This is a genomic window from Bradyrhizobium sp. UNPA324 (genome assembly GCF_006658635.1).
Classification (GTDB): Bacteria; Pseudomonadota; Alphaproteobacteria; order Rhizobiales; family Xanthobacteraceae; genus Bradyrhizobium; species Bradyrhizobium nanningense.
Genome location: NZ_LFJD01000004.1, coordinates 3,751,333 through 3,772,585, shown reverse-complemented (window position 1 = coordinate 3,772,585; position 21,253 = coordinate 3,751,333). Strand labels below are relative to the sequence as shown.

General features: G+C 65.3%; 16 protein-coding genes. 15 read left to right on the top strand and 1 reads right to left on the bottom strand.

The window, feature by feature from the left end; genetic code table 11:
- Positions 1 to 4 precede the first annotated feature (4 nt).
- From UNPA324_RS18280 to UNPA324_RS18250, 7 genes are all read left to right on the top strand, one after another.
- Positions 5 to 1,429: a PepSY domain-containing protein gene (locus tag UNPA324_RS18280; protein WP_141935277.1), complete on the top strand. Its 1,425-nt coding sequence runs from the start codon at positions 5 to 7 to the stop codon at positions 1,427 to 1,429.
- Between the two features lie 121 nt (positions 1,430 to 1,550).
- Complete coding sequence (locus UNPA324_RS18275) at positions 1,551 to 2,291, top strand: maleate cis-trans isomerase family protein (RefSeq protein ID WP_141935276.1); 741 nt, start codon at positions 1,551 to 1,553, stop codon at positions 2,289 to 2,291.
- Between the two features lie 11 nt (positions 2,292 to 2,302).
- Positions 2,303 to 3,712, top strand: coding sequence for a dihydropyrimidinase (gene hydA, locus UNPA324_RS18270; protein WP_181769431.1), 1,410 nt, complete (start codon positions 2,303 to 2,305; stop codon positions 3,710 to 3,712).
- A gap of 487 nt (positions 3,713 to 4,199) precedes the next feature.
- Positions 4,200 to 6,209, top strand: coding sequence for a hydantoinase/oxoprolinase family protein (locus UNPA324_RS18265; RefSeq protein WP_141935274.1), 2,010 nt, complete (start codon positions 4,200 to 4,202; stop codon positions 6,207 to 6,209).
- Positions 6,206 to 7,786, top strand: coding sequence for a hydantoinase B/oxoprolinase family protein (locus UNPA324_RS18260; protein ID WP_128922581.1), 1,581 nt, complete (start codon positions 6,206 to 6,208; stop codon positions 7,784 to 7,786). The genes UNPA324_RS18265 and UNPA324_RS18260 overlap by 4 nt, the downstream gene beginning before the upstream one ends.
- 10 nt (positions 7,787 to 7,796) lie before the next feature.
- Positions 7,797 to 9,092 (top strand): aminotransferase class III-fold pyridoxal phosphate-dependent enzyme, encoded by a 1,296-nt coding sequence (locus UNPA324_RS18255; RefSeq protein WP_141935273.1) that lies wholly within the window; start codon positions 7,797 to 7,799, stop codon positions 9,090 to 9,092.
- 135 nt (positions 9,093 to 9,227) lie between these two features.
- The gene (locus tag UNPA324_RS18250) at positions 9,228 to 10,160 is read left to right on the top strand and encodes an N-carbamoyl-D-amino-acid hydrolase (RefSeq protein ID WP_128922579.1); all 933 of its coding nucleotides are present in this window, start codon (positions 9,228 to 9,230) and stop codon (positions 10,158 to 10,160) included.
- Between the two features lie 92 nt (positions 10,161 to 10,252).
- On the opposite strand, the gene UNPA324_RS18245 is transcribed toward UNPA324_RS18250, so the two are convergent.
- On the bottom strand, positions 10,253 to 10,915 hold the full coding sequence (locus tag UNPA324_RS18245) for an aspartate/glutamate racemase family protein (RefSeq protein WP_141935272.1): 663 nt from the start codon (positions 10,913 to 10,915) through the stop codon (positions 10,253 to 10,255).
- A 55-nt stretch (positions 10,916 to 10,970) separates the two neighbouring features.
- Here UNPA324_RS18245 and hydA (UNPA324_RS18240) point away from each other — a divergent pair, with 55 nt between their 5' ends.
- From hydA (UNPA324_RS18240) to UNPA324_RS18205, 8 genes are all read left to right on the top strand, one after another.
- On the top strand, positions 10,971 to 12,440 hold the full coding sequence (gene hydA, locus UNPA324_RS18240) for a dihydropyrimidinase (RefSeq protein WP_141935271.1): 1,470 nt from the start codon (positions 10,971 to 10,973) through the stop codon (positions 12,438 to 12,440).
- A gap of 16 nt (positions 12,441 to 12,456) precedes the next feature.
- Positions 12,457 to 13,431 (top strand): NAD-dependent epimerase/dehydratase family protein, encoded by a 975-nt coding sequence (locus UNPA324_RS18235; protein WP_141935270.1) that lies wholly within the window; start codon positions 12,457 to 12,459, stop codon positions 13,429 to 13,431.
- 1 nt (position 13,432) lies between these two features.
- On the top strand, positions 13,433 to 14,182 hold the full coding sequence (locus UNPA324_RS18230; RefSeq protein WP_141935269.1) for an SDR family oxidoreductase: 750 nt from the start codon (positions 13,433 to 13,435) through the stop codon (positions 14,180 to 14,182).
- Positions 14,183 to 14,298: 116 nt separating this feature from the next.
- The gene (locus UNPA324_RS18225) at positions 14,299 to 15,918 is read left to right on the top strand and encodes an ABC transporter substrate-binding protein (RefSeq protein ID WP_141935268.1); all 1,620 of its coding nucleotides are present in this window, start codon (positions 14,299 to 14,301) and stop codon (positions 15,916 to 15,918) included.
- Positions 15,919 to 15,946: 28 nt separating this feature from the next.
- A complete protein-coding gene (locus UNPA324_RS18220; RefSeq protein WP_141935267.1) occupies positions 15,947 to 16,981 on the top strand; it encodes an ABC transporter permease in 1,035 nt (344 codons plus the stop codon).
- Positions 16,978 to 17,826 carry an ABC transporter permease gene (locus UNPA324_RS18215; RefSeq protein ID WP_141935266.1) on the top strand — a complete coding sequence of 283 codons (849 nt, stop codon included), beginning with the start codon at positions 16,978 to 16,980 and terminating at the stop codon, positions 17,824 to 17,826. The genes UNPA324_RS18220 and UNPA324_RS18215 overlap by 4 nt, the downstream gene beginning before the upstream one ends.
- A complete protein-coding gene (nikE, locus tag UNPA324_RS18210; protein ID WP_141935265.1) occupies positions 17,823 to 19,493 on the top strand; it encodes a nickel ABC transporter ATP-binding protein NikE in 1,671 nt (556 codons plus the stop codon). Before UNPA324_RS18215 ends, nikE begins: the two co-directional genes overlap by 4 nt.
- Positions 19,494 to 19,646: 153 nt before the next feature.
- Complete coding sequence (locus UNPA324_RS18205) at positions 19,647 to 21,248, top strand: ABC transporter substrate-binding protein (protein ID WP_141935264.1); 1,602 nt, start codon at positions 19,647 to 19,649, stop codon at positions 21,246 to 21,248.
- Positions 21,249 to 21,253: the final 5 nt, after the last annotated feature.

Here is a 21,253-nt window from a genome sequence, read left to right as displayed (position 1 = left end):
CCGCATGATGGGCGCGATCGTCCTGTTGCACCGCTGGCTCGGGATCGCGTTCTGCCTGCTGTTCGCGATGTGGTTCGGAACCGGAATCGTGATGCACTTCGTCCCGTTTCCGTCGCTGACGGAGGCGGAGCGCTTTGCCGCGCTCGCGCCGGTGGCGCGTACGGAGATGAGGATCTCGATCGCCGAGGCGGTCGCTGCGAGCGGGGTCACTGACGCCACGCGCGTGCGTTTGGTCCAGCTGAGCGGCGGATCGGTCTATATTGTGTCGGGGCCATCGCGCGTCCGTGCGGTCAGTGCCTCCGACGGGCAGGACGCAGCTTTGATGTCCGCCGATCTTGCGCTCGCCATCGCGCGGGATCACGCCCGCCGCCGCGGGCTCGACGCCGCGCGGGCCGGGATCGTCGCTCTGGAGGACTACGATCAATGGAGCGTGCCGAACGGCTTTGACCGCCATCGGCCCTTGTTTCGCATCGCCCTCGGCGATGCCGCGGGAACGGAGCTCTATGTCTCGTCGCGCACCGGCGAGGTCGTCCTCGATACGGCGCGCGGCGAGCGCGGCTGGAATTGGGCCGGCAGTGTGCTGCACTGGATCTATCCGACGGTCCTGCGGAGCAACTGGTCTCTGTGGGATCGCGTCGTCTGGACGCTGTCGCTGCTGGCCTTGCTTGCAGCCTCGCTGGGTGCGGTGCTCGGGACCGTACGGCTCAGGATGCGAGATCGCCGGATCTCGACACCCTACCGCGGCTGGCATGCGCTGCATCACCTTGTTGGCCTTGCTGCAACGGCGTTCGTGCTGACGTGGATTTTCAGCGGCTGGCTTTCGATGGATCACGGCCGGTTGTTCTCGCGCGGCGAACTGAGCCGCGCCGAAGCGGACGTGATGAACGTCGCACCGGACTGGACGGCGGCTCCGTCATTCGATCGACAGCCGATGGCGCCGTCAGTCCGCGAGATTGAATGGTTCGCGTTCGGCGGCCAACTCTATCGCCGCGATCGCTCCGTTCTCGGCGTCCAGACCTTGGCCATGGCAGGGAATGCCTCCCACGAGGAATTTCTGAGCGCGGGCGAGGTCGAAGGGCTCGCGGCGCGCCTCGCCAACGGATGCGTTCCGCCGTCCGTTCTGGCCCGGAATGACGGCTATCCCGCACAATCGGTCGTCCCCGGAGCCCCGGTCTATCGCGTCCGCTGCGGCGATCTCTGGTTCGACATCGACGGTGCCGACGGGCACGTGCTGCAACGGCTGGACGCCTCGCGGCGCGCCTACCGCTGGTTCTACAGCGCGCTGCACACACTCGACTTCCCTGTCCTCATGGCGCATCCGCTTCTGCGCGATGTCCTGATCGTCGGGCTTTGCGCGCCTGGGCTTGTGTTCTCGCTCACTGGCATCGTCATCGGCTGGCGGCGCTTGCGGTCGACCTTCGCGGCTTGAGCCGCGTCTCGGGCAAATCATATGGACCATGCAAATTGCGGGTTGCGCGGGCGACGACGGGCGAGGATGATCGACTGAGGGAGCGCAGCCGTGCGCTCTCCCGATGGGGCGATCGTGATCGATGTCTATCTTGCGCAAGCGTCTAGGCATGATCACGCCGTCCTCCAATTCGGTGCTGGAGCCCGTCACCGCCGCCATGCTGCAAGGCGTTGACGGCGTCACCGCGCACTTCTCGCGGTTCCGTGTCACGGAGATCGCGCTGGACGCCGCTGCGCTGAGCCAGTTCGATGTCTCGGCGATGCTGCCGGCGGCGGACCTGCTGGCCGATGCCAAGGTCGATGCCATCGCCTGGAACGGCACGTCGGCAAGCTGGCTCGGCGTCGGTCGCGACAGGAGCCTTTGCGAAGCCATCACCGCGCGCACCGGCGTGCCCGCGACGACGTCGACGCTTGCCTGCATCGATGCTGCCCGCGCGCTCGGCGCCAAACGTGTCGGCCTCGTCTCGCCCTATACGGACGACGTGCAGCAGCGCATCGGCAATGTCTGGACCGAGGAAGGCATTGCTCCGCATGCCGAGCGGCATCTCGGCCTGCGTGACAATTTTTCCTTTGGCGAGGTCGGCGCTGGCGCCATCGCGGACATGATCCGCGCCGTGGCGACGGAGGGCGCCGACGCGGTCGTCATTCTCTGCACCAATCTCGATGGTGCGGCGCTCGCCGCCTCGCTCGAGCCGGAATTGAGCGTCGCGGTCCTTGATTCGGTCGCGGTCACGCTGTGGCGGATGCTGGAGCTCGCCGGCGGCGACATCGCGCCCCTTGCGCGGTGGGGCCGGATCTTCGAGACATCGGCAGCCATCAAGTGACGGAGACTCCTGTGACCCAGCTCGATCTCGCCATTCGCGGCGGCACCATCGTGACGGCCAGCGACGAGTTTTCCGCCGATATCGGCATTCAGGGCGGACGCATCGTCAGCATTGCGGGCCGCATCGAAGGCGCGGCGCGCGAGATCGACGCGTCCGGGCTGCTGGTGCTGCCGGGCGGTATCGACAGCCACGTTCACATCTCGCAGCCCTCGGGCCCCGACGTGGTCATGGCCGACGATTTCGCGTCGGCGACGCGTGCCGCCGCTGCCGGCGGCAACACCATGGTGCTGCCCTTCGCGCTGCAGGAGAAGGGCACCTCGCTGCGCGCCTGTGTCGAGAATTACCGCAAGCTCGCCGAGGGCGAGTGCTACATCGACACCGCCTTCCATCTCATCATCTCTGATCCGACCGCGATCGTGCTCGGGCAGGAACTGCCGGCCCTGGTCAAGGATGGCTACACCTCGTTCAAGGTGTTCATGACCTATGACGACCTCGTGCTCAGCGACAAGCAGCTGCTCGAGGTGTTCGACGTGGCGCGCCGCGAGGAGGCGCTGGTCATGGTCCATTGCGAGGGCTATGACGCGATCCGCTTCCTCACCACCAAACTCGAGCGTGAAGGCCACATCGCGCCCTATTATCACGGCACCTCGCGGCCACAGGCCGTCGAGCGCGAGGCAACGCACCGCGCCATCAGCCATGCCGAGATCGTTGGCGTGCCCATCATGATCGTCCACGTCTCCGGCCGTGAAGCGATGGAGCAGGTGCGCTGGGCCCAGCAGCGCGGCCTCCCGGTGCATGCGGAGACCTGCCCGCAATACATCACGCTGACGGCCGACGACATGAAGGGCCTGAACATGGACATGTCAGGCGCGAAGTACGTTTGCTCGCCGCCGCCGCGCGATGTCGAAAGCCAGCAGGCGATCTGGGAGGGCATCACATCAGGCGTATTCCAGACCTTCTCCTCCGATCACTGTCCGTTCCGCTACGACGATCCCAAGGGCAAGCTGACGCCGAATTCCCGCACCTCGTTCCGCTGGGTGCCGAACGGCATTCCGGGTGTCGAGACACGGTTGCCGATCCTGTTCTCGGAGGGCGTCTCGAAGGGACGGATCACGTTGCAAAAATTCGTCGAGCTGACCGCGACCAATCACGCGCGCATCTACGGCCTCTATCCTCGCAAAGGCTCGATCGGCATCGGCTTCGACGCCGACATCGTGCTGTGGGATCCGAAGCTGACAAAGCCGATCCGGCAGGCCGATCTGCACCACGGATCCGACTATACGCCCTGGGAAGGCTTTGACGTCACCGGCTGGCCCGTGACCACCATTGCCCGCGGCCGGGTCGTGTTCGAGCGGGGCCATATCGTCGGAGACAGAGGTGCGGGCGAGGTGCTGAGCCGTGGCAAGTCGAGCCTGATCTGATCGAGGTATCGATCGGCATCCCCGCGACCGGAAAATGTCCTCTCTTACTGTTCGTACAATAAAGAGAGGCTGAGCCGACCGCTGTGCATAGCTCGCGGATGCCTCCGCTATCCCGCGAGGGCCAGTCGGTCGCCTGCAAATTAGACAGACGATCTCGATCGCGCCGATTGCAGTGCAGCGGGTGTTACGTTTTATGCGGAGAATATCCGTGGTGCGCTGCACTTTTCCCGCATGGCATGGTCGCGTTCACGTGCTGTCTGTGCGGGCAGCGCTGCACCAAAATGTGCAGCCCGTGGCTTGGTGAGCGGGGCCGGTCGCTTGCTGGCCCGGTGGATTGCGACAAAGCTGGCCCTAGCCCGCGCCCACCACTCTGTCGCACGCTCGCAGACGGTGGCATGACGGAGGATGCACGATGCACGCTCGAGGTTGTGATGGACGGGAAGGATCGGCGTTCGGTTCGGACGTCGCACGTAGTTGACCCCAATACATGAGCTCCTCCGAAAATCACTGGGAAGTCGGTACCGATATCGGTGGCACCTTCACCGACATCATCGCGATCCGGCGTGGCTCCGGCGAGGCGCGGATCGCAAAGGTGCCGTCGCGCCCCGACGCTCCGGTTCAGGCGATGCTGGAGGCGATCGAGGCGGTGGGCTTGCGCAAGAGCGAGATCAAGCGCTTCGTCCACGGCACCACGCGTGTGACCAATGCCATCGTCGAGGGCCGGCTGCCGAAGGTAGCGCTGGTCGCGACCGAAGGCTTTTCCGATGTGCTGGAGATCGCGCGCTATCGCCGCCGCGATCTCTATCGGCTCGACATTCCGCCGAAATCCCCGCCGCTCGTGCCGCCCGAGCGCTGCTTTGGGCTCGCCGAGCGCCTCGATCACGAAGGGCGGGTCCTGAAGCCGCTCGAACAAGCCGAGATCGAGCGTCTGGTAGACTGGCTGAAGCAGACCGGCGTCCAGAGCGTCGCGGTTGCCCTTCTTCACGCTTATGCCAATCCCGTGCACGAGAAGATGCTGGGCGAGCGCCTCAAGGATGTCGTCGCCCATGTCTCGCTGTCGCACGAGGTCAATCCCGAGGCACGCGAATATGAGCGGACCTCGGCGACCGTGTTCAACGCCGCCGCGATGCCCATCGCGGTCGAATATCTGAGCGAGTTGGAGCTGCGGCTGCCGATCGGCCCGGGCTTGCAGGTGTTTCATTCCGCCGGAGCCATGGTCCCGATCTCCGCGGTGAAACAGCGGCCGCTGGTGATGGCCATGTCGGGCCCGGCGGCCGGCGTCTCGGCGTCGGTGAGCATCGCCCGCCAGCTTGGTACGCCGCGCATGCTGACCTTCGACATGGGCGGCACCACGACCGACGTCTGCCTGATCGTCGACGGCCAGGCCGAAATGACCGACGGCCGCATGCTTGGCGACAAGCCGCTGCGCCAGCCGATGCTTGCGGTTCATTCGATCGGCGCCGGCGGCGGGTCGATCGTGCGCAACGGTCCCGGCGGCCTCACCGTCGGGCCGGAAAGCGCCGGCTCCGAGCCGGGGCCGGCCTGCTACGGCCGCGGCGGCCTTGAGCCAACCATCACCGACGCCAATGCCGTGCTCGGCTATCTCAATCCCGCGACCAAGCTCGGCGACCGGATCGGCATTGATATCGAGGCGGCCAGGCGCGTCATCGGGCCGATCGCGCGCGCGCTCGGCCTGAGCCTGACCGAAACGGCCCTTGGCATCATCAAGGTCGCGAACGCGACGATGGCTCGCGCGCTGCGCCGCGTCACGGTCGAGCGCGGCATCGACGGACGCGACTGCACGCTGCTCGCCTTCGGCGGCGGCGGCCCCATGCACGCCGCCGGGCTCGCCGATCTCTATGGCATCGCGCAGGTCGTCGTGCCCAGTGCATCGAGCGCGTTCTCGGCGCTGGGCTGTCTCACCGCCGATTTCAGCTTCTTGCAGCAGCAGACCTTGCGCGCCGCACTCGACGGCATCGATCTCATGCGCGTGTCGGAGCGCATCGGGACGCTGATCGACGATGCCTCGGCGCCGCTGATCGCCAATGGCGTTGCGAAGGCGGAAATCCAGGTCGAGCTGGCGGCGCTGATGCGTTATGCGGCACAGAACGATGCCATTCCGGTGCCCTTTGCGCTGCCGCTGGATGTAGCGAAGCTGAAGACGGATTTCCTCGCCCGACATCACGAACTGTTCGGCTACGCGACGGGCGAGCCTTGCGTCATTGAATCCGCGCGTGTCCAGGCGCGTCGTCCGTCCACGACCGTCGTGAACCGGCCGGTGACGTTGGTGAGGGCGGTGTCGTCAGGTACGCGCATCTGCTCCTTCGACAGCCTGCATGAGGTCGAGACTGCGATCGTCGACCGCGCCGCGATGGTCGATATCGTCAACGGCCCCGCGATCATCGAAGATGCGTGGTCGACGGTGGTCATGCCGCCCGGCTGGCAGGCGAAGCCTGATGCCGCAGGCAATCTGTTCCTGACGCGGAGGGCAACATGAAGCTCGATCCGTTTGTCGTCGAGGTCATCAGGCACGGGCTTTCCGCCGCGGCCGAGGAGATGAGCCTGGTGATGACGCGCTCGGCGCGCTCACCGCTGTTGCGGGAGGCCGGCGATCTGTCGTCCGCGATAACCGACGGCCATGGCAGCCTGGTCGGGCAGGGCCGCGACATCCCGATCCATCTCGGCGCGATGGCTTACACCATTCCCGAACTGCTGAAGGTCGTGCCGCGCGACAGCCTGAACGACGGTGATGTGCTGATCTATAACGTCGGCGCGCTCGGCGGCAACCATCTGAACGACGTCAAGGTCGTGCGACCCATCTTCGTCGACGGCGAGATCGTGGCGTTCGCGGTCAGCCTCGCACATTGGCCTGATATCGGCGGCACCTGGCCTGGCAGCTATTTTGCCAAGGCCATCGACACCTTCCAGGAGGCGATGCGCATTCCACCGGTGCTGATCGCGACCGCGGCGGGGGTCAATACGCCGATCGTGCAGTTGCTCAAGGCCAACATTCGCGACCCCGAATCCGGCGAAGGCGATCTTCTCGCCCAGATCGCGGCGACGAAGGCCGGCGAGCGGCGCATCGTCGATCTCTGTCGCGAGCACGGCAAGGCGGTGTTCATGGCGACGCAGTCGCGCCTGCACGATTTGTCCGAAATCGAGATGCGCGAGGCGCTCCGCGCGCTGCCGGACGGGGTCTACGAGGGCGAGGACTATCTGGACGACGGCAGCGAGAACAACGCGCCCGCGCGCATCCATGTGAAAATCACCATCGTCGGCGACGAAGCGACCTTCGATCTCTCCGGAAGCTGCGACCGCGTCTCGAACTTCTGCAACACGACCCCGTTCATGGCGCGCTCCGCCGTCGCCTATGCCGCGCGCATCATGAGCGGCCGCGACATGCAGCAGAACGCGGGTGCGCTCCGCCCCTTGACCATCATCACGCGTCCAGGCTCGATCCTGGAACCGGGTTGGTCGGCATCCGTCGCCGCCGGTAACCACGAAACCTCGATGCGCATCGTCGACGCGATCTTTCATGCCATGCAGGACACCATTCCCGAACGTTTGTCGGCAGGCGGAGCGACCACCGCGGGCGTCCTGTTCTTTGCGCAGCCGCGGCAGGACGGTTCGTGGAAGATGCTTTACGAAGTCCATGGCGGCGGCGAAGGTGCGCGTCATGATCGGGACGGCATCTCGGCAACCCGGGTGCATCTGTCCAATACCTCGAACACGCCAGTCGAGGTGATCGAGGCAAGCTACGCAATCCGCCTCGAGCAGCAGTCCATTCGCCGACAGTCCGGCGGCGCCGGCGCCCATCGCGGCGGTGATGGCGTCGTGCGCGCCTACCGCATCCTGGCTCCGTCGATGCATCTGACCACCTGCATCGAACGCATGGTGATCCCGCCGTTTGGCATGCAGGGCGGAAAGCCCGGCAAGCCGTGCCGCATCTCGCTGATCCGGCATGGCGCAAGCATCGCGATCGACGGCAAGTCGAACCTGGTGTTGCAACAAGGCGATCTCGTCACCGTCGAGACTTGCGGCGGCGGTGGCTACGGCACTGGGGCCGCCGAATGAGGGAAGTGCCATGAGCAAATTGTTGCGAACCGGGCTGAACGCGGGTGGGGCCGCGCCGATGGCCGTGGTCGGCGGCGAGGGCGTCTACTTTCACCTTGCGGACGGCCGCAAGCTGATCGACGGCAGCAACACCGGCGGCGGCCTCGGCCACCGCCATCCCGCGATGGTGGAGGCGATCCGCCGTGCGGCCGATACGCCCGTCGTCAACGAAGGCTGGACCTGGATCGGCCGCGAGCAGGCGGCGGACGATCTGATGGCCATCGCCTTTGCGGGCGAGGAGGATTGGGTCGCCGCGGTGCGCTTCTGCATCAGCGGCAGCGAGGCCAACGACATGGCGCTGTCGCTCTGCCAGGCGTTGACGCAGCGCTCGGCGCTCGCGACGCGAGAGCGCGCCTATCACGGCATCACCGGGCTGTCGCGTAACATGACGGTGCAGCCGCAATGGCACGGCGGCCTAGCGGTGCATGCCGGCGGCTCGAAGCTCCCGGCGCCGATGGCCCCGGTGCGGATCCTGCCGGCGCCTGATGGCGCGATCTACGGCGGCGCGGCCAACAACACCCCGCCCAGCGAATATCTGGCGGATGCTCCGCGTCTGCTCTCGGACACCGCGGCAACGATCATCGACTACACGCAGGGCGGCATCTATTACGACGGTGCCTATCAGGACGAGGTGGCGAGGCACGCGCGGCAGGCAGGCTCGTACTGGATCGCGGACGAGGTCGTTACCGGTGCTGGGCGCGCGGGGCGCTGGTTCGCGTTTCAGGGGGCGCAAAGCCGCCCTGATATCGTGACGCTCGGAAAATCGCTCGGCGGTGGGGCGGCGGCGGTCGCGGCTGTCGTCGTGTCGAAGGAGATCGTCGAGCGGTTAAAGGGCACGAGCTGGCAGAACTACGGCACCTTGCGCGGCCATCCGATCAGCATGGCTGCCGTCAGCGCTTATCTGAGGGTTGTCGCCGACGAGAAGATTCTGGAGCGCGTCCGGCACCTGGAAAAGCTGTTCAGCCGCCGCCTGCTCGCGATCGCACAAAAACACTCCAGCGTGCGGCGCGTGGCGGGTCAGGGATTGCATTGGACAGTGGAGTTGCACGGTCCGGACTGGCGTACCTGGCATGCCGACACCGCCGAGGTGCCGATCGCCTCGCGCGTCGCGGAACGGGCGCTGGAGGCCGGCGCCGTGATCGGGACCAGCGGCGAGCAAACCTCGCTGTTCCTGGCGCCGCCGCTTGTCATCTCCGATCGTGAGGCTGACCAGCTGCTCGACGCCCTCGACCATGGCCTTGATATTTCCGACAAGGAGCGCGGTTGAATGCGGGCCATGCAATGCACACCATGCGGTTTCGCCGGCGTCCGGCCGGAAAATCCGGACGAGGCTACGTTAAGCTGCGCGCCGGCAATTCGTTGAAGCCGTGGCTTTCCCCAAGAGATCACCAGGAAATCGCTGATGCGTATCGTCAACCTCGCCGCTGCCCAGATGGGCCCGATCCAGAAAGCCGACAGCCGCGAGGCCGTGGTCCAGCGCATGATCGCGCTGATGGATGAAGCCAAGAGCAAGGGCGCCGACCTGATCGTCTATCCCGAGCTGGCGCTGACGACGTTCTTTCCGCGCTGGTATGTCGAGGACCGCGCCGAGTTCGACATCTGGTTCGAGCGCGAAATGCCGAACGCGGCGACCAAACCTCTGTTCGAGCGCGCGGCGCAGCACGGGATGGCGATGAATTTCGGCTATGCGGAGCTGACGCCCGACGGTCATCATTTCAACACTGCAATCCTCACCGACAAGTCGGGCAAGATCGTCGGCAAATATCGCAAGGTTCATCTGCCGGGCCATGTGGAGTACGACACCAAGCGTTCGCACCAGCATCTGGAGAAGCGCTATTTCGAGCCGGGCGATCTCGGCTTCAACGTCTGGCGCGAGCTCGGCGGCATTATCGGCATGGCCATCTGCAACGACCGGCGCTGGCCCGAAACCTATCGCGTGATGGGTCTGCAGGGCGTCGAGATGGTGCTGATCGGCTACAACACGCCGTCGGTCAATGCGGAGAAGAGCGAGGAGGGCGTCGAGAAGCGGCTGTTCCACAACCGCCTGTCCGTGCAGGCCGGCGCCTATCAGAACGCGACCTGGGTGGTCGCGGTGGCCAAGGCCGGCGTCGAGGACGGCCACCCGCTGTTCGGCGGCAGCCTGATCGTCGATCCCAATGGCGAAATCGTCGCGGAAGCCAAGACGGAGGACGACGAGGTTCTGGTCCACGCCTGCGATCTCGATGCGACGATCTTCGGCAAGACCACGATCTTCGATTTCGCCCGGCATCGCCGGATCGAGCATTACGGCCTGATCACCAGTCAGACCGGCGCCGTGCCGCCGCCGGAGACGTGACATCGATGGCGGGCGAAAGCATATCCGGCATTGCCTTGCGCGAGCTCGATCCGTGCGATCGCGCGGCAGGGGACCAAAGAGCTGAAGGACGTCTAGTGAGCCGAGAACTGCACAGTCCCCAACGCCATGGTGACGGCCGCCTGTGTCGGGTCGATCACGGCAATGCCGAGCGCGTCTTCCAGCGGACGGCGATGGCGCGCCATGCCGGCGCAGCCCATCACGATGGCGCAGGCACCGTCCTCGTCGCGCAGCGCGCGGCCGACTTCGATCATCTTCGCCAGCGTTCCTTCGCCCGAAGCGGTCTCGGCGACACTCATATTGAGCGGCCGTTCGCCGGCGAGTCGTTCGGTCAATCCCATCTGCCTGAGATAGCGCATGTGGCGCGGGATCGAGCGCTGCGCGATGGCGATGACGCCGAAGCTCTCGGCGCGCGCGAGCGCCGTCAGCACGCCGCACTCGGCAATGCCGAACACGGGGCGGTCGGTGCCTTCACGGCAGACCTGAAGGCCGGGATCGCTGTAGCAGGCGATGACGAAGGCCGACGAGTTGTTGTCGCCTTCGACCAGCCGGCGCAGCGGCATCGCGACGCTGTCGACGTCGGCCTGGCTCTCGATGCCGAACGGACCCTCGGCGAGCGTCTGGCAGACCACTTCGGGTCCGCCCTCGAAACCGAGCAGCTTCAGCGCGTCTTTCAGCCCTTGCGTGACTGCAGGGTTGGAATTCGGATTGATGACGAGAATGCGCGGCCGCGACATGATGGTCTTCCTGCGACATGGAGATCATTTGCCCAAGCCTATCACGGAGTGCCTGATGACTGAACCCAGCTACGACCTGATCATCCGCGGCGGACGCGTCGCCACCACGACCGACGTTTTCGAGGCCGACGTTGCCATCTCCGGCGAGACCATCGCAGCCATCGGCCGCGGGCTTCCACAGGCCAAGCGCGAGATCGACGCGCGCGGCAAGCTGGTGCTGCCCGGCGGCGTCGATAGCCACGCCCATATCGAGCAGCTGTCCGCAGCCGGCATCATGAACGCCGATACGTTCGAGAGCGCGACCGTCTCGGCGGCGTTCGGCGGCACCACCACGGTGATCCCGTTCGCGGCTCAGCATGTCGGCATGAAGCTGCCGCAAGTGGTCGAGGATTATCACGCGCTGGCGAAGAAGGGCGCCGTGATCGACTACGCCTTTCACATGATCATCGCGGACGCGACCAAGGAGACGGTCGAGGAGCATATTCCGGCACTGGTGAAGCAGGGGCACGCCTCGATCAAGATCTTCATGACCTACGACCGGCTCAAGGTCGACGACGAGCCCTTGCTCGACATTCTCCTTGCCGCGCGCCAGTCCGGCGCGATGTTGTGCGCGCATGCCGAAAACCACGGCATCATCGCCTGGATGGTGAAGCGGCTGCTTTCGCGCGGCTACACCATGCCGAAATACCATGCCGTCAGTCACGCCCGCGTGTCGGAGGCCGAGGCCTTCACGCGTCTGATCGGCATGGCGGCACTGATCGACCAGCCCATCATGATCTTCCATGTCTCCACCGCCGAGGGCGCCAAGGTGATCCGCGACTCGCGCGGGCAGGGGCTGAAGGTCTTTGCCGAGACCTGTCCGCAATATCTGTTCCTCACCGCCGCCGACCTCGACAAGCCCGGCTCCGAGGGGGCCAAGTGGATGTGCAGTCCGCCGCCGCGCACGCATGCGGATCAGGAGGCGCTGTGGCAGGCGCTGTCGCTCGGCGATCTCCAGACCATCTCGTCGGATCATGCGCCGTATCGCTTTGACGAAACCGGAAAGCTGCGCGCCGGACCCAATCCGAGCTTCAAGCAGGTTGCCAATGGCCTGCCGGGGCTGGAGCTGCGGCTGCCGCTGCTGTTCGACGCGATGGTGTCGAAGGGCCGGCTGGGTCTGGAAAAATTCGTGGAGCTGACCGCGACGGCGCCGGCCAAGATCTACAATCTGCATCCGCGCAAGGGCTCGATCGCAGTCGGCGCCGACGCCGATATCGCGATCTGGGATCCCAACCGCGAGGTCACCATCGCCGACGAGACGATGCACGATCTCGCCGGCTACACGCCCTTTGCAGGCCGTAGGCTGAAGGGCTGGCCGGTGACCACGCTCTCGCGTGGCCGTGTCATCATCGACGGCGACAAGTGCCTCGCGAGCCCCGGCAGCGGCAAGTTTTTGGCGCGCAGCGGCGGCGAGGCGGCGAAGCCCACCGGCCGGCTGGTCGTCGACATGGATCCGGAACGGAATTTTGGAGCAAGACTGCTGTGACGGCGGACAGCGCGCGATGAAGATCGTCATCTTCGGCGGCACCGGTTTTGTCGACCTCAATCTCGCCGAGGTGCTGCTCGCGCGCGGGCACGAGGTGACGCTGTATGATCGTGCACCGCTGCCTGCGGCTGCGCAGCGATCGCTGGGCGAGTATCGCGAACGGCTCAAGGTCGTTCAGGGCGATATCACCGACTCAGAAGACATCGACGCCCTCATTGCCGAGGGATGCGATACGATCGTGCTCGGCGCGGCGGTTACGGCCGGCGAGAAGCTCGAGCGTGCATCGACTGCGCGCGTCCTTGAGATCAACGTGATGGCGCAGATCCCCATTCTACTCGCGGCGATCCGCCATGGTGTCCGGCGGGTCGTCAATCTGTCATCGGCATCGGCCTATGGCGCATCAGGTGCGCGGTTCGAAGTCCTGGACGAGGAAACGCCTTGCGATCCCGTCTCGCTCTACGCCATCAGCAAGTTCACGTCCGAGCGGTCCGTGGCCCGCCACGCCGAACTCTTTGGCGGCGATTTCCTGAACGTCCGCTTAAGTGCCGTGTTCGGTCCGTGGGAGCGGCCCGGCTCAGTGCGCGATACGCCGAGCCTCCAGTTCCAGATCCTGGCCGCGTTTGCGCGCGGCATGCCGGCGCTCATGCCGGGGCTGGGGATGAAGGATTGGATTTACGCCATCGATGCTGCCGAAGCCGTGGCCGTGCTGATCGAAGCCGAGCGCCCGCGCCATCGTCTCTACAACATCTCCAGCGGTGCAAATTGGTCCGCGCTGCAATGGGGTGAGGCGTTCGCTGCGCTGCATTCCGGCCTGCAATGCCGGCTGGCGGGGCCGGAAGAAAAGACGTTCATCAAGTTGCATGGGCGGCACCGCGCGCCGCTCTCGGTCGCGCGGATGGCCGACGAATTCGGCTGGCGCGCCCGTTTCGGCTGCGTGGAGTCAGCGGCCCATATGAGCGGCTGGTGGATGCAGCATCGAGGGGGCGTTTGACATGCGGCTGCAGGGGCGCACGGCCATCATCACGGGAGCGGGCTCGGGCATCGGCCGCGCCAGCGCAAAGCTGTTCGCGGAGGAGGGCGCGCGGCTGGCTCTCGTCGATCGCGATGCGGCGGGCCTGCAGGAAACGCTAAACCTGATCGGCGAGGCCATAATTCACGTCGGCGACGTCGGCGATGCCGCTCTGGCCGAGACCGTGGTCGGCGACGTCATAGCGAGGCACGGGAGGCTCGACGTCCTCATGACCGCCGCCGGCTTCTCCTGCGGCGGCACGATCCTGACGACGAGCCCGGAAGACTGGGACGCGGTGTTCCGCACCAATGTCGGCGGCACCTGGCTGTGGGCGCGAGCCGCCGTGCGGCAGATGCAGCGGCAGAAGGGCGGCTCGATCATCACGCTGGCCTCGCAGCTCGCGATGGCCGGCGGCAAGGGCAACAGCGCCTACATCGCCGCGAAAGGAGCCGTCGTCAGCCTGACGCGGACGATGGCCGTGGATTTTGCCGCGGACGGTATCCGCGTCAACGCCATCGCGCCGGGTGCGATCGATACGCCGATGCTGCGCCGCAGCTTTGCTCGCCATGTCAATCCGGACGAAGTGCGAGAAGCCTCTCGCAATCGCCACGCCATGAAGCGGTTCGGCGTGCCTGAGGAGATCGCGCAGGCAGCCCTGCACCTCGCCAGCGATGCGTCCTCGTTCACGACCGGCACGGTGATGGTGGTCGACGGCGGCTGGCTCGCGGCATGAATGATGCGCTCACCGCGCCCAAGCGTCCGCAAGAACGCCATGAGACTGGCGCGCAACTTGCTTTCTCCTTAACCTACCCTCGCTGGCGTTCTGGTTCGAAATTCAGGGAAAAACGAATGCGTTTTGTGTCTTTCAGGCTGACGTCCTCGGTCCTCGCCACTACGGCGCTGTTGCTCATCGCCACCGCGCCTGTGCAGGCGCAAACGCGGGCGGAAACGCTGCGTTATGTGACGGGCGCATCGGTCAACACGCTCGATCCCAACATCCCGGGCTCGACGCGCGAATCCTTCGCGCTGAGCATGAGTACCTATGACCGGCTCGTGGCGTTCGGCCGCAAGCAGCTCGACGGCAAATGGGTGTTCGATCTCGACAAGATCACGGGCGAGCTCGCTGAATCCTACGAGGTCAGCCCCGACGGCTTGAGGATCACATTCCGCCTGCGCAAGGATGCCAAGTTCCAGGACGGCTCGCCAGTGACGGCTGACGACGTCAAATGGTCGCTCGATCGCTGCGTCACCGCGCCGATCCTCGGCAAGGCGCAGCTGCTCACGGGCTCCCTGACGTCGGCTGATCAGTTCAAGGTGATCGATTCTCTCACCATCGAGGTGACGTTGCCCAAGCCCGACAAGCTTGCGCTGCCCAATCTCGCCACCGTCTATCCCATGATCATCAACTCGAAGGTCGCCAAGGAGCACGCGACCGCGGATGACCCCTGGGCCACCGCCTGGTTGAAGGAGCACACCGCCGGCAGCGGCGCCTATTTGATCGAGAGCTTCAAGCCGGGCGAGCAGGTAATCGCTAAGCGCAACGAGGCCTGGAACCGCGGCTCGCCCGACAAGCCGGCCTTCTTCAAGCGCGTGATCATCCAGTCGGTGCCGGAGCCGGCGACCCGCGCTAACCTGGTCGAGCGCGGCGATGCCGACCTCGTGGTCGATCTCCAGGCGAGCGACGTGCAATCGCTGGAGGCCAAGGGCAAGCTCAAGGTGATTTCAACACCGCAGTACAATTCGATCACCTTCGTCTCGATGAACAACCAGATCCCGCCCTTTGACAACGTCAATGTCCGCCGCGCCATCGCCTTCGCGCTGCCCTATGACGACATGTTCAAGGCCGCTCTGTTTGGCCGCGGCGCGCCTTTGTTCGGTGCGAGCTGGCCGGACGGAAAGCCGCTCAACGGCATCTATCCGTTCCAGCAGCCGGTGAAGATGGATCTCGACAAGGCCAAGGAATATCTGAAGGCTGCAGGCCTGCCGGAAGGCTTCTCGACCACGTTCAGCTTCAATGTCGGCCAGGCCTCGACCGCCGAGCCGATGGCTGCGCTGGTGAAGGAGTCGCTTGTCAAGATCGGGATCAAGGTCGACATCCAGAAGCTGCCGGACGCTCAGATGTCGACGCAGATCAACGAGAAGAAGCTACCCTTCTTCACCGAAGGCATCGTCGCCTGGCTGCCCTCGACCGACTATTTCTATCGCAACTTCTACACCGGCAATCAGCGCTGGAATTACAGCTCGATCAACAATCCCGAGCTCGCCGCAATCGCACAGGAAGCCCGCTTTGAGCCGGACAAGGCCAAGTACGAGGAGGCCGGCCGCAAGCTCAATGCGATGCATGCCGACTTGATGCCGCAGGTCATGCTGTGGCAGCCCAACCAGGATGCGGTGATGGCGTCCTCGATCGAGGGCTACACCTACGAGTTTCACCGCCAGGTCGACTATCGCGACGTCAGCCGCAAGTGATAGCGTCAGGCGAAAGGAGCTCTGAAAGGTGATGACTGGTCTTGGCGCAACGATGGTGCGGGCGGGCAGGCGGCTTCTGTCGTCGCTGCCGGCGCTGTTCGGTGTGCTGGTCTTCACCTTTCTGTTGATGCGCGTGTTGCCCGGCGACCCCGCGGTGTTCTTCGCCTCGGGGCCCAACGCCGGGAAAGAGGAGATCGAGCAGATCCGCAAGCAGATGGGGCTCGACAAATCGGTGCCGGAGCAACTCGTGTTCTATCTCTCCGACATCGGCCGCGGCAATCTCGGCCGCTCCATGATGACGGGGCAGCCGGTGCTGAATGACCTGCGCGAGCGGCTGCCGGCCTCGCTGGAGCTCACCTTCACCGCGCTGCTGATCGCGCTGATTGCGGCGGTGCCGCTCGGCGTGATGGCGGCGCTGCGTCCGGGATCGGTGGTCGATCACGGCGTGCGGCTGTTCTGCGCGCTCGGCGTCTGCGTGCCGACCTTCGTCTCGGGCCTGCTGCTGATCTACGTCTTTTATTATCTGCTCGGGCTCGCGCCCGATCCGACCGGTCGGATCGACGTTTTCACCTCGCTGCCGCCGCAACACACCGGGTTCCTCTCTTTCGATTTCCTGCTTGCCGGCGATATCGAAGGCTGGTGGACGGCCTGCAGGCAACTGATCCTGCCGGCGGTGAGCATGGCTTTGTTCGTGATCGCACCGCTGGCGCGGATCACCCGCGCCTCGATGCTGGTGTCGCTCGGCAGCGATTTCGTGCGCACCGCGCGCTCGGTCGGATTGTCCTGGCGCAAGGTGGTCGTGACCTACGCACTGCGTAACGCGATCCTTCCCGTCATCACCATCGCCGGCATCGTGTTCTCGACCATGCTGGGCGCCAACGTGTTGGTGGAAAAGGTGTTCTCCTGGCCCGGCGTTGCCTCCTATGCGCTCGATGCGCTGCTGTCCTCCGACTACGCGCCGGTGCAGGGTTTCGTGCTGCTGATGGCGAGCCTGTTCGTGCTGGTCAATTTGGTCGTGGATATCTGCTACGGCATCGCCGATCCCAGGGTGTCGATCGGATGACCAGCGCGACCCTCCGCCATTCGGTCTGGATCCTGCGCGGCAATCCGCTGACCGCCGTCGCTGCGACCGGCGTATTCCTCTTCGTCCTGGTGGCGATCTTCGGACCGTGGATCGTGCCCTATGACGCCGTGGCCTCGAATGTCTCGCAGGCCCTGCTGCCGCCGAGCGCGGCGCACATTGCCGGCACGGACCAGCTCGGCCGCGACGTGTTCAGCCGCCTCATCATTGCCGCGCGACTCGACCTTGCAATTGCGGTCTCAGCAGTTGGTATCTCCTTCCTGATCGGCGCGGTGGTCGGTTCCTTCTGTGGTTATGCCGGCGGCCGGCTTGATCGCGCGGTCGGGCGTTTCGTCGACGTCATGATGGCCTTTCCGCTCTTCGTGCTGGCGATGGCCATGGTCGCGGCCCTCGGCAACCGGATCGAGAACATCGTGATCGCGACCGCGATCATCAATCTTCCCTTCTACATTCGCTTCGCGCGCGCCGAGGTCAATGTCAGGCGCGATGTCGGCTGGGTCGAGGCGGCGCGCGCCTGCGGCGAGAGCCATTTCTCAGTGGTGCTGCGCTTCCTGCTGCCGAACATCCTGCCGGCGATGGCGGTGCAGATCTCGCTCAATCTCGGCTGGGCCATATTGAATGCCGCCGGCCTGTCCTTCATCGGCCTGGGCGTCAGGCCGCCGACGCCGGAATGGGGCATCATGGTCGCGGAGGGCGCGCGTTTCATCTCGACGGGGCGATGGTGGCTGGTCGCCTTTCCGGGCCTCGCGCTGATGCTGGCCGTGCTGTGCTTCAATCTCCTCGGTGACGGGATGCGGGACATTCTCGATCCCAGGATGCGCACATGAGCGAGGAGCTGCTCAAGATCGACGATCTCCACGTCGCGTTCTCGACGCGGCGCGGGATGGTCGAAGCTGTGCGCGGAGTGACTCTCTCGGTCGAGAAGGGCGAGATGCTCGGCCTTGTCGGCGAGAGCGGTTCGGGCAAATCCGTCACCGGCTTTGCCACGACACGGCTGCTCGATACGGCCGGCCGGGTCACTGGCGGCAAGATCCTGTTTCGCGGACAAGATGTGACGAAGCTCAGGGGAGATGACCTCCGTCATCTCCAGGGCGCCGCGATGTCGATGATCTTCCAGAACCCGCGCGCGGCGCTCAATCCGATCCGGGCGATCGGCTTGCAGATCGCGGACGCGATCCTGACGCATAAGAAGATATCGAAGGAGGCCGCGCGTGCGGAGGCGCTGGACCTGCTGCGCGCGGTGCAGATCCGCGATCCCGAGGCGCGGATGAACGCCTATCCGCATGAGCTCTCCGGCGGCATGTGCCAGCGAGTCATGATCGCGATCGCGATCTCCTGCAATCCCGCGCTTCTGATCGCGGACGAGCCGACCACCGGCCTCGACGTCACCACCCAGAAGGTGGTGATGGATCTTCTGGCGGACATCGCCGCGGCGCGCGGCATGGCCACGATCCTGATCACGCACGATCTCGGACTGGCGGCGCGCTATTGCCGCCGTATCGCCGTGATGGAGCGGGGCCGCATCGTCGAAGAGGCGCGTCCCAAAGCTCTCTTCAGCGCGCCTCGGCATGCCTACACCAGACGTCTGGTCGCGGCATCGCCGACCGCGACATCTCGCATCGAAGACCTCGTGGCGGAGGAGGACCGGGAGCGCCACACGGCCGTTAACGGCAAGCCCCGGCCGGAGCCCGCGCACGGCACGCCGCCGCTCCTGGAGGTGCGGAAATTGGCAAAACGCTTCGACCAGGGCTCCGCGGCGGTTGCCGACTTCTCGATGACGATGGCCGGCGGCGAGGCCGTCGGGCTCGTCGGCGAGTCCGGGTCCGGCAAGAGCACGACGTCGCGGGTGATCTGCCGGCTGATCGACCCGAGCGAAGGCGACATCGTGTTCGATGGGCATTCGATCGGTCACGTCGCCTCACGCGACTTTCACCGTTCGCCCCTGCGTAAAGACATCCAGATGGTGTTCCAGGATCCGAACGAGAGCCTCAATCCGCGGTTTACGGCCTACGATTGTATCGCACACCCGCTGCTGCGGCTCGATGGCATGCGTGCGGGCGAGGCCCTGCGCCAACGGGTCGAAGAATGCGCCGAGAGGGTCGGATTGCCGCGGGATCTGTTGCCGCGCTTTCCGCATCAGCTCTCCGGCGGCCAGAAGGCCCGCGTCGGCATCGCCCGTGCCATTGCCTGCCGGCCGCGGCTCCTGGTGCTGGACGAGCCGACCGCCGCGCTCGATGTCTCGGTGCAGGCGGTAGTACTGCAATTGCTCGACCGCCTGCGGCGCGAGAACGACATCGCGCTGCTGTTCGTCAGCCACGATCTCAACGTGGTGCGCATGCTCTGCGACCGCACCATCGTGCTGCGCAATGGCGGCATCGTGGAGCAGGGCGAGAGCCGGGCGCTGTTCGACAATCCGAAGACCGACTACACGCGCAAGCTGGTCGAGGCGATCCCGCATATCGAGACCGGCGAGATGCTGGCGTCGGCTCTTTGAGGTCTGAGTTGAGGCTAGGGCCCGCCCAAATCGCGATGAGATCCTGCTGGCGAAGGGCCGGTTAGTGGCATACCATTTGCACGCCAATGGGCTCTGGCTTCACCTGCTCTTGGCCAACGATGGCCGGCATCACGGCATTACTGGGAGGACTTCATGGATCGCAGGACCGTATTGAAGGGACTGGCTGGCGCGGGCGGTCTGGCATTGACCGGCCTCTCGGCACCGGCCATCGCGCAAGGCGCATCGGCCCGCACCCTGCGTTTCGTGCCCCAGGCCAATCTCGCCAATTTCGATCCGATCTGGGGCACGCAATATGTCGTGCGTAATGCGGCCGCGCTGGTCTGGGACACGCTCTACGGCATCGACGCGCAGCTTCAGCCGCAGCGCCAGATGGTCGAGTCCGAGGAGACCTCCGACGACGGCAAGGCCTGGACGTTCCGCTTGCGGCCTGGTCTCAAGTTTCACGACGGCGAGCCGGTGCTGGCCAAGGACGTCGTCGCGAGCCTCTCGCGCTGGGCGGCGCGCGATCCGATGGGCCTGATGATCATCGCGATCCAGCAAGAGCTGGTGGCCGTCGACGACCGCACCTTCAAATGGGTCTTGAAGCAGCCGTTCCCGAAAATGCTCTACGCGCTGGCCAAGAACAACGCGCCGTGCTCCTTCATCATGCCCGAGCGCATTGCGAAGACCGATCCCTTCAAGCAGATCACGGAGTATGTCGGCTCGGGTCCGATGAAGTTCGCCAAGGGCGAGTGGGTGCCTGGCGCCAAGGCCGTGTTCGAGAAGTTCGCCGACTACGTGCCGCGCCAGGAGAAGGCATCGTGGCTTGCCGGCGGCAAGCAGATGATGGTCGATCGCGTGGAATGGATCGTGATGCCGGATCCGGCCACAGCGGCGGCCGCCTTGCAGAACGGCGAGGTCGACTGGTGGGAAAACCCGATCGCCGATCTCGTGCCCGTCCTTAAGAAGAACAAGAACATCAGCGTCGATATCGGCGATCCCCTCGGCAATATCGGCTCGTTCCGCATGAACCATCTGTTCGCGCCGTTCAACGATGTGCGGGCAAGGCGCGCGGTGCTGATGGCGATGAGCCAGGAAGACTACATGCGCGCGATCGTCGGCGACGATACCGCACTGTGGAAGCCGCTGCCCGGCTTCTTCACGCCCGATACCCCGCTCTACAGCGAGCTGGGCGGCGAGATCCTCAAGGGCAAGCGCGATCTCGACGCGGCCAAGAAGCTGCTCGCCGAGAGCGGCTATGCCGGCCAGCCGGTGACGTGCCTGGTGGCGCAGGACCAGCCGATCACGAAGGCGCAAGGCGACGTCACGGCCGATCTTCTCAAGAAGCTCGGCATGAATGTCGACTTCGTCGCCACCGACTGGGGCACGGTCGGCTCCCGCCGTGCGGCGAAGACGCCGCCGGGGCAGGGCGGCTGGAACATGTTCCACAGCTGGCATGCCGGCGCCGACTGCATCACGCCCGCCGCCTACACCGCCATCCGCGCCAACGGCGACAAGGCCTGGTTCGGCTGGCCCAACAGCCCGAATACCGAAAAGGAGATCACGGGCTGGTTCGACGCCAAGAATCTTGAGGAAGAGAAAGCGGCGATCGGGCGGGTCAACAAGGCGGCGCTCGAGGATGTCGTCTACGCGCCGACCGGCTTCTTCCTGACCTACACGGCTTGGCGCAAGAACGTCTCCGGCATCGCCAAGGGGCCGCTGCCGTTCTTCTGGGGTGTGTCGAAGTCTGCATGATCGCG